10 protein-coding genes are annotated in these 14,900 nt (G+C 63.1%); 1 reads left to right on the top strand and 9 read right to left on the bottom strand.

The window, feature by feature from the left end; genetic code table 11:
* The first annotated feature begins 167 nt into the window (after positions 1–167).
* Positions 168–2,345 (top strand): malate synthase G, encoded by a 2,178-nt coding sequence (locus QCE49_RS20710; RefSeq protein ID WP_250457173.1) that lies wholly within the window; start codon positions 168–170, stop codon positions 2,343–2,345.
* Between the two features lie 42 nt (positions 2,346–2,387).
* On the opposite strand, the gene QCE49_RS20705 is transcribed toward QCE49_RS20710, so the two are convergent.
* The 9 genes from QCE49_RS20705 to QCE49_RS20665 form a co-directional block, all read right to left on the bottom strand.
* Entirely contained in the window at positions 2,388–2,573 is a 186-nt protein-coding gene (locus QCE49_RS20705; protein WP_008347661.1) for a 4-oxalocrotonate tautomerase, read from the bottom strand.
* 27 nt (positions 2,574–2,600) lie between these two features.
* Positions 2,601–3,377, bottom strand: coding sequence for a class II aldolase/adducin family protein (locus QCE49_RS20700; RefSeq protein WP_250457172.1), 777 nt, complete (start codon positions 3,375–3,377; stop codon positions 2,601–2,603).
* Positions 3,355–4,266 (bottom strand): urea transporter, encoded by a 912-nt coding sequence (locus QCE49_RS20695; RefSeq protein ID WP_250440861.1) that lies wholly within the window; start codon positions 4,264–4,266, stop codon positions 3,355–3,357. The genes QCE49_RS20700 and QCE49_RS20695 overlap by 23 nt, the downstream gene beginning before the upstream one ends.
* A 132-nt stretch (positions 4,267–4,398) precedes the next feature.
* Positions 4,399–4,605, bottom strand: a complete 207-nt coding sequence (locus tag QCE49_RS20690) for a hypothetical protein (protein ID WP_250457171.1) — start codon at positions 4,603–4,605, stop codon at positions 4,399–4,401.
* A gap of 112 nt (positions 4,606–4,717) precedes the next feature.
* Entirely contained in the window at positions 4,718–5,857 is a 1,140-nt protein-coding gene (locus tag QCE49_RS20685) for an iron-containing alcohol dehydrogenase (RefSeq protein WP_250457170.1), read from the bottom strand.
* A gap of 91 nt (positions 5,858–5,948) precedes the next feature.
* Entirely contained in the window at positions 5,949–6,896 is a 948-nt protein-coding gene (locus QCE49_RS20680; protein WP_250437167.1) for a GNAT family N-acetyltransferase, read from the bottom strand.
* 774 nt (positions 6,897–7,670) lie between these two features.
* Entirely contained in the window at positions 7,671–8,531 is an 861-nt protein-coding gene (locus QCE49_RS20675; RefSeq protein WP_250458680.1) for a N(5)-hydroxyornithine transformylase PvdF, read from the bottom strand.
* A gap of 38 nt (positions 8,532–8,569) precedes the next feature.
* Positions 8,570–9,916, bottom strand: coding sequence for a lysine N(6)-hydroxylase/L-ornithine N(5)-oxygenase family protein (locus tag QCE49_RS20670; RefSeq protein WP_250458679.1), 1,347 nt, complete (start codon positions 9,914–9,916; stop codon positions 8,570–8,572).
* A gap of 13 nt (positions 9,917–9,929) precedes the next feature.
* Positions 9,930–14,891 carry a non-ribosomal peptide synthetase gene (locus QCE49_RS20665; protein WP_250458677.1) on the bottom strand — a complete coding sequence of 1,654 codons (4,962 nt, stop codon included), beginning with the start codon at positions 14,889–14,891 and terminating at the stop codon, positions 9,930–9,932.
* Positions 14,892–14,900 lie beyond the last annotated feature (9 nt).

Genomic DNA, 14,900 nt, shown 5'->3' with positions numbered 1-14,900 from the left:
CTATCCGTCGACGGCTACCCCGCCCTCACGGGACGCTAAACGGGCGGCCCGTCCAGGCACGCGCATTGCACCTCCCCCACGCTTCGCCCCTCCCCCAAGACGCGCTACCATAGGCACCAGCCCATTCCCCAAACCCCTGTGTAGCAGCCATCTCAGCCGGAGTGCCCATGAACGACATGATCAAACAACACGGCCTGCAGGTCGACGCGAATCTCGCGAAGTTCGTCGACGAAGAAGCCATCCCCGGCACGGGCGTCGATAGCGCGTCCTTCTGGAAGGGATTCGATGCCATCGTTCACGATCTCGCGCCGAAGAACCGCGCACTGCTCGCCGAACGCGACCGCCTCCAGACCGAGCTCGACAACTGGCATCGCAGCAACCCCGGCCCCGTGCGCGATCTACGCGCCTATCGCAAGTTTCTCGAAGAGATCGGCTATATCGTGCCCGCGCCCGCGCATGTGAAGGCCAGCACCGCCAATGTCGATCGCGAAATCGCCGAGCAGGCCGGCCCGCAACTCGTCGTGCCGCTCTCGAATCTGCGCTATGCGCTCAACGCGGCCAACGCGCGTTGGGGCAGCCTCTACGATGCGCTCTACGGCACCGATGCCATCGACGAAAACGACGGCGCCGAGCGCACGGCGCAGTTCAATCCGAAGCGCGGCGCGAAAGTGATCGCCTATGCGCGCGCGTTCCTCGACGACAACGCCCCGCTCGATCACGGCTCGCACGCCGACGCGACCAAATACAGCGTCGAGCAAGGCAAGCTCGTCGTCACGCTGAAGGACGGCGGCAAGACCGGCCTTGCGAACGCCGAGCAGTTCGCGGGCTTTCAGGGCGACGCGAAAGAGCCGTCCGCGATTCTGCTCAAGCACAACGACCTGCACTTCGAGATTCAGATCGACGCGGACAACTTCATCGGCAAGACCGATGCGGCGCACGTGAAGGACGTGCTGATGGAAGCGGCCGTGAGCACGATCATCGATTGCGAAGATTCGGTCGCGGCCGTCGATGCCGCCGACAAGACGCAGCTCTATCGCAACTGGCTCGGCCTGATGCAAGGCAATCTCGCCGAGCAGGTCACGAAGAACGGCAAGACCTTCACGCGCGCGATGAACCCGGACCGCGAGTACGCCGCGCCGAACGGCGGAACCGTCAAGCTGCACGGACGTTCGCTGCTGTTCGTGCGCAACGTCGGCCATCTGATGACGAATCCCGCGGTGCTCGACCGAGATGGCAACGAGATTCCCGAAGGCATCCTCGATGCGGTGATGACCGTGCTCGGCTCGATGCACGATCTCAAGAACAAGATGAACTCGCGCACGGGGTCGATCTATATCGTGAAGCCGAAGATGCACGGCCCCGCCGAAGTGGCGTTCGCGGACGAGCTCTTCACGCGCGTCGAAGACCTGCTCGGCCTGCCGCGTCACACGATCAAGATGGGCATCATGGACGAGGAGCGACGCACGAGCGTGAACCTCAAGGCGTGTATCGCGGCGGCGGGCGCGCGCGTCGCATTCATCAATACGGGCTTCCTCGACCGCACCGGCGACGAAATGCATTCGTCGATGGAAGCCGGCCCGATGATGCGCAAGGGCGACATGAAGTCCTCTAAGTGGATTGCCGCGTACGAACGCAGCAATGTGCTCGTCGGCCTGAACACCGGCTTGCGCGGTCGCGCGCAGATCGGCAAGGGCATGTGGGCGATGCCCGATCTGATGCACGCGATGCTCGAACAGAAGATCGCGCATCCGAAGGCAGGCGCCAACACCGCATGGGTGCCCTCGCCCACCGCGGCCACGCTGCACGCGCTGCACTATCACATGGTCGACGTGCAACAGGTTCAGCAGGAACTCGAAAGCATCGACTACGAAAGTCAGAAGAACGAGTTGCTCGATGGCTTGCTGACGATTCCTGTCGTCGACAAGCCGTCATGGTCGGAAGACGACATCAGGAACGAAATCGAAAACAACGCACAGGGCATACTGGGTTATGTGGTGCGCTGGGTCGATCAGGGCGTCGGTTGCTCGAAGGTGCCGGACATTCACGATGTCGGCCTGATGGAAGACCGCGCGACGCTGCGCATTTCGAGCCAGCATATCGCGAACTGGCTGCGTCACGGCATCGTCACGGAAGAGCAGGTTCGCGCGACGCTCGAACGCATGGCCGCCGTCGTCGACAAGCAGAATGAAGCCGATCCGTACTATCGCCCGATGTCGCCCGCGTTCGACAGTTCGTTCGCATTCAAGGCCGCGTGCGCGCTCGTCTTCGAAGGACGCACGCAACCGAGCGGCTATACGGAACCGCTGCTGCACAAGTTCCGTCTCGCCGCGAAGGAATCGATGTAACGCTCAAAGCGCGCGCACGAATCGGCGTGCGCGCGCTGTCTTTCACTGCTCCGACCAGAGTTTGCCCGCGGTCGCCCAGTTCTCGCGTTTCACGTCCGTCAGAATGATGTCCACCGAGCCCGGCTCGCAGCCGAGCGTTTCGCACGTCGTGCGCGTGATCGCTTCGACGAACTTGCGCTTCTCTTCCACCGTGCGGCCTTCGAACAGTTGAATGTTGAATGTCGGCATTGCGTTGATCTCCTTTTGAAAGCGGTGTTAGTCGCGATACGACGCGTCGATGCGATCGAGCTTGCGCAATAGCGCCGGCCATTCGAGCGCGCCTTCGACGGCGTCTTCGTCATGCAGTTGCGCCGCGGTGCGCGTGACGACTTCCGGCGTCGGCACGATCATCTTGCCCACGCCCGCAAGCGCGCGAAGCTGAATATCGCATGCCTTGACGAGCATATCCATCAGCACATAAGCCTCGGCGATCGTGCGCCCGAGCGTGAGCGGTCCATGATTGCGCAGCAACATCGCACGATGCGCGCCGAGACTTTTTACGAGCCGCTCGCCTTCCGCCGGCGAGAACGCGAGCCCTTCGTAATCGTGATACGCGAGATGCCCATGAAAGCGCATCGCGTGTTGCGATGCGGGCAGCAGGCCGTGCGGTTGCGTCGATACCGCGATCGCCTCGCGCACGTGAAGATGCATCACGCACACGGCGTCCTCCCGCGCGGCATGGACGGCGCCGTGCAGCGCGAAGCCCGTCGCGTTCACCGGATGCGCGCTCTCGCCGATCACGTTGCCGTCGATATCGATCTTCACGAGATTGCTCGCCGTGACTTCATCGAACGAAAGCCCGAACGGATTGATGAGAAAGCGCCCCGGCTCGCCCGGCACGCTCGCGGAAATGTGCGTGTAGACGATATCGTCCCAGCCGTTGAGCGCGACCAGCCGATACGCTGCCGCGAGATCGACGCGCGTGGCCTGTTCGGCTGCCGATCGCGGCCCGCTTTCCGCGATCCTGCGCTCAGGCGTGTGGGTGAACGACATGCGAGTCTCCTTGTTTGGATGATCCGGACAGACGCCGCTCGAGCAGAATCACCGCCCAGGACGCAAGCACGAACGGCGCGGTCAACGCAGCGATGCCGATGCAATCGATCACGCGCTCGATCAGCACCGCCGCGACGATCGCGACGAGCGCATAACGCGTGCCGAGCTTCGCGGCCGCGAGCGCCGCAAGCGCCGCATTGAAGCCGCACGCGCCCGAGAGCACGACGGCATCGCTTGCACCGCCGAGTGCGTGCAACATGGCGCCGAGCGCACTGCCCGCGAGCGCCCAGCCCGCCTGCGCGGGCCGCGACGCGAACAATCCCGCCGCGATCAGCGCGCCGGCGAGCGCGCCGGTCGCGAAGGTGATCGGCGCGAGACCCGCGAACGCGGCCTGAAGCATTGGAATGAAACCGGCGGCGACTTGGGGAATCGCGCCCGTGTCGCCGCGCTCGCTCAAAAGCGGCAGCCAGCACCACGTCACGATGATGGCGGGGCTGGAGAAGATCGGCAACCGGTAGCGCGAGAGCACGCGCGAAAGCACGTTGGCGAGGAAAGTGGCGAACATCGCCGCGACGATCGCGACGGCCGCGGCGCGCGATGCATCGTCGAGAAACGTGAATGCGGCGAGCGCCGCGAGCGCGCCGTTGAAACCGTAGAGATCGTCGCGGAACGCGGGTGCGTCGTCGTTTTCGACGATCACGCTGATGACATTGCCCGTCAGCGTGCCGATCAGAAGCCCGCACGCGAGGCGCGGACTCGCGCTCAGCACCGCGAGGAACAGCAGCGCGCCGGTCGCGGCGTTGCGCTGAAGGACGATCTGTCCCATCGCGCGAGCGAAGCTGCGGAGTTGATCGCCGAAGGCGGCGTTCGATTGGAGAGCGGTGGACATGCTGGACGGCGACGGCATGGAAAGCCGCCAGCATAAAGCAGCCGGCGCGCGCCGTGCGGCGGCGGGCCAAATAACCTGTATGTGGCTTGACGCAGAAGGCGCGACGAGTGTCGCGCCGGGTAAAACCGAAACTTAGTTGAACGCCATCGGGACAAGCGGCGTCGAATCGCCGACACCCGGGTTCGCCAAAGACAGATCGGCGCTGATCTTCACGATCTCCGTGACGTTTTCGCGGAAATTCGGATGTTTTTCCCAGGTGATGTAGCTGGCGTCCATGACAGCGGAAAGCGTAAGCAAGGCGAAAGCGATTCTTTCGAGCACTTCGTAGCGGCGGCGCATGATTTGTTCCTCAAACTTTGCGACATTGTAACAGACTTAAGGGTTTTCCCCTATCTCGCTGTTGCAATGCCGCAAATCACACGCGGTTAATGCGGTTGCGCTCCGGCCCTTTTCACATCGACGTTTCGAGCATCGCCTCGTAATCCGCGGTGGACGCCTCGCGCGGATTCGTCTTATGACTGTGATCCTTGAGCGCGCCCGCGATGATGCGCGGAAACATCTCGCGCGTCACGCCGAGTTCAGCGAGGCCGCGTGGCAGGCCGAGCGTCGCGGTCATCGAGCGCAGCGCACCGCCGACCTCATCGCCGGACTTCAGGCCCATTGCCTGCGCGATGCGGTCGAGCTTGCCTTCTTCGCGCATCGTCGGCGCGCTGCTGTTGAACGCGATCACCGCCGGCAAAAAGATTGCGTTGAGCGTGCCGTGATGCAGCTTCGGATTGATGCCGCCGAGCGAGTGGCTCAGGCTATGCACGCAACCGAGGCCCTTCTGGAACGCGAGCGCGCCCTGCATCGATGCGCTCATCATGTTCCAGCGCGCGGTGCGATCGGAGCCGTGCCGCGTCGCGCGCTCGATGTGCCGCCACGCGCGCCACAATCCGTCGAGCGCGATGCCATCGGCGGGTGCGTTGAACGCGGGCGCCATGAACGTTTCGAGGCAATGCGCGATGGCATCCATGCCGGTCGCGGCGGTAAGCATCGGCGGCAGGCCGAGCGTCAGTTCCGGATCGCAGATCGCGACCTTCGGCACGACGTGCGGCGAGATCACGCCGACCTTGCGGCCATCGTCGAGAATCAGGATCGCGCCGCGGCCCACTTCGCTGCCGGTGCCCGCGGTCGTCGGAATGGCGATGACGGGCGCTGTCTTCGCCGTGATGCGCGCGAGGCCGCCTTCGATGACCGCGAAGCCTTGTAGCGGACCGTCGTGCGTCGCGCACACGGCCACGCCCTTCGCGAGATCGATCGATGAACCGCCGCCCGCCGCGATCACGCCGTCGCATTGATTCTCCTTGTACATCGCGACGGCTTCGCGCACGGCGGCTTCGTTCGGATTGGGCGGCGTCGAATCGAACACGGGCACGGCCGACGATGAACCGAGCGCGTCGAGCACCTTGTCGAGCAGGCCGGCCGCGCGGATGCCGGCATCGGTCACGATCAGCGGACGATGAATGCCGATGCGTTCGCACTCGCCCGCAAGCAGGCGCACCGCGCCGAAATCGAATTGAATCTGCGTGATGTAGTTGATGAGGGGCATGGGTGTCTGAGGGAAGGTTATGGTCGGAGGCAGCGCGGTGACGTCAGTATAAGAGCGCGCTGTTACCGGTACAACTTTCCCTCGACGCCGGTCAAAAGCGAAAATCGTCGAAGAACTTTTCGCGTTCCATCACGGTGAGCGCGGCGCGCTTGTGCGGAAAGTCGAATTCCTTCAGCGTATAAAAGCCCATGCGATGCATGTAAGCGATATGCCGCACATGATCGACGCGCGGTTCGCCAACGAGGCGTTCGGTGCGCGGATCGTCGATGAACATGTAGTGCAGCACGCCGCTCCACCATGCCTTGAGCTTGCCTGCGCTCTGGAACTGCGCATCGCCGATAAGCAGATGCAGTCCGCGATCGAAGTCGCCTGCATCATAGAACGGGCCCAGGCGATCTTCTTTCGCCCAATAGAACTCGAAGTAGCCGAAGGGCTTGTCGTCGAAATAGCCGATCATCGGATGCATGTGCGGATCTTCGCGGCGTTCCGCGAGATAAGCGGCGTGTTCGGCGCGCGTGCCGCGCTGATCCCAGAAGTATGCGACGCGATCGAGATTCATCCATTCGCTGAAGACTTCGGAATCGGCGTCGGGGTCAGCTGTGCGCAGGCTGAAGGTCATGTCGATCTGCGGGAAGTGACGTTCGTAGATCGTGCCTTCGGCGTTCGTTGGTCTTTGCGGATGTGTGACGCCGTTGGTTTGCGTATAGCGCAGCAGCGTGTCGCTCGATGCGGGCGCCTTGAGCCATGGGCGCGCGATTTGCCAGAACGTTTTGCGTGATGTCGTCAGGAGAAGGTGATCTTCGTGCTGCTGTGCGATGTCGATCAGGTTCTCGTTTCGCGCTTGCGCGATGAAGGTTCTTGTGCGGTGGGCTTCGTTGGAAACGTGTGGAAGTGCGATCGTTGCCGTGCGGCGCTCAGGGTCGTTGCAGTAGATTTCGCATAGGGCCGTCAGTAACGCGTCGGTGTGACACGCTGTCAGCGTGCGGTCAGGCGATTGTTCGACAGTCGCCGCTACTTCGGGATCGAAACGTATGTTCATCGGTGAGTCTCCGGATTTGCTTCAAGTATTCGGCTTTCGCTTCTGGTTTCGCTTCTGGCTTCGCTTCTGGTTTCGCTTCTGGCTTCGCTTGTGCTTTCGTGGAATCCTGTAATCGTGTCGGTCTATTAGCACTGCCCCTGTGCGGGGCGGCACTCACTTTCTTTGCTGCTGCAAACAAAGTAAGCAAAGAAAGCAGCTACTGATACGCCCGCGGTCACACGCATTTTGGGTAGTCCTCTCGTCGTTCGTGGGCTGCCTAACGAGTGCCCTCATAGGCCCAACCGGGCTTGGCTCGCGCACGGTCCGTCTCATCGCACCACACAACAAACTGGTTCAGCACCAAATAGCTCCAGCCCGCTTCGCGGCCGACCGGTCAATCGGGACCGCGTGTGCTTCCCTACTAACGCCTCGATCTCGCCGCCTTCGCCGCCCGTTGGTTTCCCTTGCATACCTGGCGGCAGCGCGTAGCGCTGTGCCGAAGCTCTTTCGTGCTGAACCAGTGTCCTCAGCGTTTTCGGGCGGCGGACCGTGCGCGAGCCAAGCCCGATTGGTCCTTTGAGGGCACTCTTTAGGCGAGTGCCATCGAGGACGAGAGAACTACCCAAATTGCGTGTGACCGCGGGCTTGAAAAGCTGCTTTCTTTGCTTACTTTCTTTGCAGCAGCAAAGAAAGTGAGTGCCGCCCCGCACAGGGGCAACGCTAATAGACCGACGCGAATACGGGATCCGGCGACTACAGCAAAGAAAGCAGGTGCCGCCCCGCAAAGGGGCAACGCTAACAAACCGACACGTAATCGGGATCCGGCGCCAACACCCCGGCCATGGCAAGCAGCCCGCCGTCCAAAGCAGGAAACAGACTCCGCTGAAAATTATTCCAGCGCAGTTCGAGAATGGAATCTAAAGGATCGATGCTAGTGCCAAGCACATCAAAGATGACTTCACCAGAATCGATCCCGTTATCGACGTAATGAAACGAAGCGCCTGTCCGGTCGATCACCGGCGCCGGTTCAACGCGCATCGCGTTCCAATCGACTACGCGTTCGCCACGCGCCCCATGCAAGGCATCGAGCGTCGCATAAGCCCCCCGCCGTTCAAACGGCGAACCAAGCCGCGTAATCCCAGGATGAATATTCGCAATACGCCGGCAAAATTCCGCACCGGGCCGAACGAGTTCATCGAGAATCACGAGCAGCCCGTCGAGCACGACGAAGTCCGCATCGAGCGCACGCAGCTTCTCCAGCAAACGCTTCTCGAACGCGCTCTTCTGCGCCGCCCGCTCGCTCACCGCATCCAAAGCCAACCGCCGATAAGAAGAAGGAATCGCATGAAGAAGACTCGTCACCGGCACGCCCCGCACCGCGAGCCCCGGCGGATGAATCCACTGCCCTCCCGGCGCATAACGAAAACCATATCCAGCCAGTTTTTCGCGATCCCGCGGCGAGCCTTCGTCATCGTCGTAGATCACGCCTTCGAGCGAATAGAGATCGCCCAACGGCGATCCATTGAGTTGCTCGACGAGATACTCCAGCGGCGACTTCATATACCGCGTGCCGCCCTTGTATTCGATATGCTGTCCCGCGCGATCCGCCGCCGCGTTGCGCAAGGACATGATGTAGACCAGTTTTAGCTTCGTCATTGATTGCCGCTCGTTTCAAACATCGCCAGTAATAGTCGTCAAAGCGCGACGGCCATGCGGCTGCCGCTCGTCTCCGCCGCTTGCTTCACGGCGTGGTCCTGTCCGGCATCGGCAAGCGATGCCGCGATCTCGTCCGAGCGCACGGCCAACACCGAAAGCAAGGTGTCGGAAAGACCGTGGCTGTCTTCGCAGCAGCCTTGCAAATAGATGCGCGGCCTGAAGTTCGAAGGCGTGACAAGCCGATAATCGCGGCCGACATTGCGCTGCGCGAGCGCGTCGCCCAGATGCGGCGCAAGGCCGTCGAGCAGCGCGAGATGCGTGTCGCGCCGATAACCCGTCGCGAGCACGAGCGCATCGAAGCGCTCGGCGCGCGCGTGACCTGTCAGCACGTCGCGCATCGTCAACTCGATCTCGCCATTCGCGCAACGCGCCGCATTTTCGATGAGCGTATTCGCCAGCAAACGATGTCGCGCTTCATCGGAAACCTTCTGCAAATAGAGCATTTCGTAGATCTGCTCGATCAACGGACGATCGACGACCGCGTAATTCGTATCGCGGAAACGCTCGATCAGCGAGCGCCGCCCATCTTCCGATTGCGCAAAGACGATATCGGTGAACTCCGGACTGAAGATCTCGTTGACGAAGGGCGTATCGTCGGCGGGCTTGAGCGCGCTCGCGCGAATCACGAGCGTCGCATCGACATGCGGAAAACGCCGCGTGACATCGGCGAAAACTTCGGCCGCGCTCTGCCCCGCACCGATGATCGCGATGCGCTTCTTGCCGTTGCGACCATCGCCCGCGACGCGCTCGATCGAACTCAGATACGCCGACGAATGAATCACGTTATGCGGCCCGAGCGATGCGAACGGCTCAGGCACGCGCGCCGCGCCGCCGACGCCGACCGACAATGCCTTCGTCACGCGACGCCACTCGCGCCCATCCGCTTCCTGCGATACGACGCGCAGCGCGCTCACATCGCCATTCGCTTCGAGCACGGGTTCGATCGCCGTCACGCTCTGCCCGTAATGCACGCGATCATCGAAGGCTTGCGCGACCCAGCTCAGATAATCGTGAAACTCGACGCGCGTCGGATAGAAGTTCTTCAGGTTCACGAATTCGTTCAGACGTCCGCGCTCGAACAGATAGTTGATGAACGTGAAGCGGCTCGTCGGATCGCGCTGCGTGACGAGATCCTTCAGGAAGGAAATCTGCATACGGCAATCGTCGAGCAGCATGTCGCGATGCCAGCCGAATTCCGCTTGCCGTTCGATATAGCAATGCGTCATGTTCGACGCGCCGCGCTCTTCGGCAAGACGCACGGCAAGCGACAGATTCGACGGCCCAAAGCCCACGCCGATCAGATCGAATACGGTTTCTTTTTTCATTTCCCTGTGTCTCTCAGATGTCATTGATCGATGCAAGCGAGACGCGGCGTGCGAGCGTCGCGCCGAGGCCGGCGAAATGCGGCGTGGCGAAAACGTCATGAATAACGATGTCGAAGCCCGCTTTGCGCGCCGCATCGACGAAGCGCACGACCGCAAACGACGTCGCGCCCGCCGCGAAGAGATCGTCGTGCAGCGCGGGCGTCTGGCCGTCGAAGAGCTCGCTCCATAGGCTCGCGAGCGCTCGCGCTTCATCGGTCTCTTCATCCGATGCCATCGATGCCGCGAGTGCTTCAGCCTTTTCGAACGCGGCGTCGCATGAGTCGAATACATCATGCGGCGCGTGCGCAAACAGCTCTACAGTCGCGAGAAAACGAGTAACGAGCGTTTCGACGAACGCCCCATCCACGCGCTCGTTCGCATAAGAGAACGCGCAACTCACGCGGCCATCCGGATACTCCGTCACGTCCAGTTCGAGGTCGAACACGACGCGATGACGCACATCGTCGAAACCTTCGATCGCGAGGCCGGCCCAGTCGCGCGTCGCCATCGCAGCGGGGCGCAGATAGTTGAACATCACCTGGAATAGCGGATTGCCCGCGCCGGAACGCTGCGCGTTCAACGCGGACACGACATCGGCGAACGGCACGTCGGCGTGTGCGTAGGCGGCGAGCGCCGCATCGCGCACGGTCGCGAGCAAAGTCGCGGGCGTATCGTCATGCGTCATGCGGGTGCGCACGACGACTGCGTTGATGAAGAGTCCGAGTGCATCGCGCGCGCTGTCGCCCGTCGATTCGCGTGTCGATGCGAGCACGCCGACCGGCTGATCGCGCACGCCGGTCACGCGATGCAACGCCGCGTTGAGTGCGGCGTGCAGCAGCATCGGCAGCGTGGCATGGCATTCCACGGCGAGCGCGCGGGCGCGTTCGATGAGCGCATCATCGAGATCGAATCCGATGCGGCTCGCGAGCCATTGCGGATTCTCGATACGGCCCGCTGACGGCGCGGGCAATGCAATCGCCGTCAGATCCTTCAGCGCATCGCGCCAGTACGCGAGCCGCGCGCCCGTCGCCGATGAAGGCAACACCAGCGCATTCGATGCGCGCTTTGCAACCGATGCGCCCTTGCGCAAAGCGACATACGTTGCGCGGATATCGTCGAGCCAGAGATCGATCGAAGTGCCATCGGAGACGATGTGATGCACGACGAGCGAGAGCACATGATCGTCGTCGGCGAGACGCACGAGACGCGCGCGCCAGAGTTGCTTCGCACTGGCGAGATCGAACGGCGTGAGCGCGTCTTCATCGGTGATGCGCTTCGCTTCGTCGATGCTGCCGGCAACATCGATCACAGGCAACTCGAAGCGCCACATCGGCACGATGCGCTGACCCGGCAACGCGCCATCGCGTTCGACCAGTCGTGTGCGCAACGCCGGATGACGCGCGGCAGCTTGCGCAAGCGCTTCGCGCAACGCATCGGAATCGAGCGATCCGTGCAGCCGCAACGCGACCGGAATGTTGTATGCGGCGCTTTTCGGCTGCGCGCGCCATAAGAACCAGAGGCCGAGTTGCGCCGCGGAAAGCGGCCACACGCCGTGTTCGTCGGCCTCGAATACGCTTTGGCCTGCATCGGATGCGCCCTCGCACAGCCCCGCCTGCAACACGCGTTTTGCGTACTGCGACAACACCGGCGTTTCGAACAATGCGCGCACGGGCACATCGCGCCCGAGCATTTCGGCGATGCGCGTCACCACACGCACGGCCGCGAGCGAATGCCCGCCCAGTTCGAAGAAGTGATCGCCGCGGCCCACGCGTTCGACATCGAGCACGTCGCGCCAGATCTTGGCGAGCGCGGCTTCCGTGCCCGCAGCGGGCGCTTCGTGGATGCGCTCCTTCTTCGGCGGTTCGGGAAGCACCGCACGATCGACCTTGCTGTTTGCGTTGCGCGGCAACGCATCGAGCACGACAATATGCGCCGGCACCATGTAATCGGGCAGCGTGCGGCGCAGATGCGCATCGAGTTCGGCGGCATCGGCGGCGCGGCCCAGCGCGGCGCGTTCGCGTGCATCGGCTTTCAATTCGACATAGGCAACGAGCGCGGCGTGCGCGCCCTTGCCACGCACGACCGCGCACGCTTCGCGCACATCGTCGTGTGCGGCGAGTTGCGCTTCGATCTCGCCGAGTTCGATACGCAAGCCGCGCAGCTTCACCTGATGATCGACGCGGCCGACGAAATCGAACACGCCATCGGCGCGACGCCGCACGAGATCGCCGGTGCGATACAGACGCGCGCCCGGCTCGCCATACGGATCGGGCACGAAGCGCTCGGCAGTCAATGCAGGACGATCGAGATAGCCGCGCGCGACGCCCACGCCTTCGCCGCCGAGATACAGTTCGCCGATCACGCCGACGGGCAGCGGATTCAAGCGCTCATCGAGCACATGCGCGGTGCGCGCGCCGACAAGCGTGCCGATCGGAAGATAGGCGCAATCCGCGAGCTTCGCGGGATCGTCGCCGGGATTGAACATCCACAGCATCGGCGTGATGACGGTCTCCGTCGGACCATATCCGTTGACGATGCGCGCATTCGGAAACGCGCGGCGCATCAACGCGAAGGCTTCACGCGATGTCGCTTCGCCGCCCACCGTGATCGACTTCAACGTCGGCGGCGCGCCGTGCACGAGCGCCCATTCCGCAAGCTGCGTCGCGCAACCGGGCGGCACGTAGGTCATCGTCACGCCCTCTTTGCGCATGAGCTTGCAGGTCAGCGCGGGTGGCCATAGCGTATCGGTGGTGATCGCGACCCCCGCGCCGCTGATGTACTGCGAGAACCAGCCTTCGTGCGCGCCGTCGAAATTAACCGACTGGAACAGCATGAACGTGTCGCGCTCGGTCGCGCCATAACGTTGCGCGATGGCGACGCAATGGCGCGCGAACGATCCGTGATCGACGATCACGCCCTTGGGCTTGCCCGTCGAACCCGATGTGTAGATCGCATACGCCGCTTGCTCCGCGACGACATCGGGCAGTGCGATGCGCGATGTTGCATCGTCGGCGTAGAGGGTTTCATCGTCGAGAAGCAGGACGCGTGCGCTCGCTGGAAGGGGCAACGCATCGATGCTCGCGCGCTCGGTGATGATGTGCTCGATGCGCGCATCGTCGAGAATCTGCGCGAGACGTTCGCGCGGATGACTCGGATCGAGCGGCACGAATGCGCCGCCCGACTTGAGCGCCGCGATCAGGCCGACGAGCAGATCGACCGAACGGCTCAACGCGACGCCCACGCGCATTTCAGCGCGCACGCCCGCATCGATGAGACGCTGCGCGATGCGCGTCGCGCGTGCGTCGACTTCGCTACGCGTGAAGGCGCGCTCCATATCCGCGACGCCGCGCGCATCCGGTCGCGCACGCGCATGGCGTGCGATACGTTCATGCACCGAGACGAATTCGAGCGCATGTTCAGGCGCATGGCGATTCCATGCGTCGAGCTGCATGCGTTCGTCTTGCGGCAACCATTGCAGATCGCCGACGAGCGTTGGCGGTGCGTCGAGTGCATTGCTCAACAACTCGACGAAGCGGCGCGCGAGGCGTTCAATGGCATCGGCTTCGAAGAGATCGAGCGCGTAGACGAAAGCGGCCGCAAGCGATCCGTCCGCGCGTTCCTCGAAGTTCGCGGTCAGATCGAACTTCGCGAACGGCGCGCCCGAAGGCAATTCGGTCACGCGCACATCGGCGAACGAAGGCAACATGCGGCGCGCGCCATATGCCGCCATGACCTGAAACAACGGATGATGACTCGCACTGCGCACGACGCCGAGCGCTTCCACGACCTGCTCGAACGGCACATCCTGATGCGACTGCGCATCGACGAGCGCGGCTTGCGTTGTATCGACGAGCATCGAGAACGACTGCGTTGCATCGACGCGCGAAGCGAGCGTCAGCGTGTTGACGAAGAAGCCGACCAGTCCTGCCGTTTCAGCACGCTCGCGGTTCGCCGCGGGCACGCCGATTTGTATATGCGCCTCGCCCGATGCGCGCGCGAAGAGCGCGCTCAACGCGGCGAGCAAAACGGCGAAAGGCGTCGCGCGATATTCGCTTGCGATGACACGCAATCGCGCCGCAAGCGCTGCATCGAGCGTGAAAAGATGGCGCGCACCGCACGCGCTGCGCTCGCCGGGACGCGCTGCCGCGCCGGGCAGCATCAATACGTCGCGCGATGGGTCGAGCCGTGCGCGCCAGAAGTCCAGTTGACGTTCGCGCTCGCCCGCATCGAGCCAGCGCCGCTGCCAAAGCGCGAAATCCGCGTATTGAATGGACAACGGCCCGACTGACACCGCTTCGCCGCACGCATACGCGCGATAGAACGAAGCAAGCTCGGCAAGCGCGATATCGGCGGACCACCCGTCCGACACGATGTGATGCGTCGTCAGAGAAAGCCAGTGCGTGTTCGCATCGAGTCTGATCAGATGCGCGCGCACGAGCGGGGCGTGAGCGAGATCGAAGGGACGCGATTCATCGGTGAGCGCGAGCGCCGTGGCGCGTGCCTCACGCTCGGCGACCGGAAGATGCTCGAGGTTCACCGAATGCCACGGACAGCGCATGGGCGCGTGCACGGTTTGCAGCACGCCGTCCGCGCCCTCGCTGAACGTAGTACGCAGCGCTTCGTGACGCGCGATCAACGCATCGCATGAAAGGCGCAGCGCATTCGCATCGAGTGCGCCATCGAGCTGAAGGCGCTCGGTGATGTGATACGCCGCGGGCTCGTCGATCATGCGCGCATGCAGCCACAGACGCGTCTGCGCGAACGATGCCGGCACGCTCGCTTCGCACGCATCGCCTCGCGTGCGCGGCGGAATCGGCAGCGTACGAAAGTCGATGCCTGCATCGGCGAGTCGCGCGACGAACACCTTGCGCTGCGCATCGGGCAACTGCGCGAAGCGCGTCGCGAGCGAAAGCAGATCGGGTTTGGCCTGCGTCATGCGTGTCCT

The organism is Caballeronia sp. LZ008 (assembly GCF_031451435.1).
Taxonomy (GTDB): Bacteria; Pseudomonadota; Gammaproteobacteria; order Burkholderiales; family Burkholderiaceae; genus Caballeronia; species Caballeronia zhejiangensis.
This window is presented reverse-complemented; position numbering and strand designations above follow the sequence as displayed.

Coding starts and splice junctions, on each gene's coding strand:
- QCE49_RS20710 (WP_250457173.1), top strand. CDS start 168: ATGAACGACATGATCAAACAACACGGCCTGCAGGTCGACGCGAATCTC.
- QCE49_RS20705 (WP_008347661.1), bottom strand. CDS start 2,573: ATGCCGACATTCAACATTCAACTGTTCGAAGGCCGCACGGTGGAAGAG.
- QCE49_RS20700 (WP_250457172.1), bottom strand. CDS start 3,377: ATGTCGTTCACCCACACGCCTGAGCGCAGGATCGCGGAAAGCGGGCCG.
- QCE49_RS20695 (WP_250440861.1), bottom strand. CDS start 4,266: ATGTCCACCGCTCTCCAATCGAACGCCGCCTTCGGCGATCAACTCCGC.
- QCE49_RS20690 (WP_250457171.1), bottom strand. CDS start 4,605: ATGCGCCGCCGCTACGAAGTGCTCGAAAGAATCGCTTTCGCCTTGCTT.
- QCE49_RS20685 (WP_250457170.1), bottom strand. CDS start 5,857: ATGCCCCTCATCAACTACATCACGCAGATTCAATTCGATTTCGGCGCG.
- QCE49_RS20680 (WP_250437167.1), bottom strand. CDS start 6,896: ATGAACATACGTTTCGATCCCGAAGTAGCGGCGACTGTCGAACAATCG.
- QCE49_RS20675 (WP_250458680.1), bottom strand. CDS start 8,531: ATGACGAAGCTAAAACTGGTCTACATCATGTCCTTGCGCAACGCGGCG.
- QCE49_RS20670 (WP_250458679.1), bottom strand. CDS start 9,916: ATGAAAAAAGAAACCGTATTCGATCTGATCGGCGTGGGCTTTGGGCCG.
- QCE49_RS20665 (WP_250458677.1), bottom strand. CDS start 14,891: ATGACGCAGGCCAAACCCGATCTGCTTTCGCTCGCGACGCGCTTCGCG.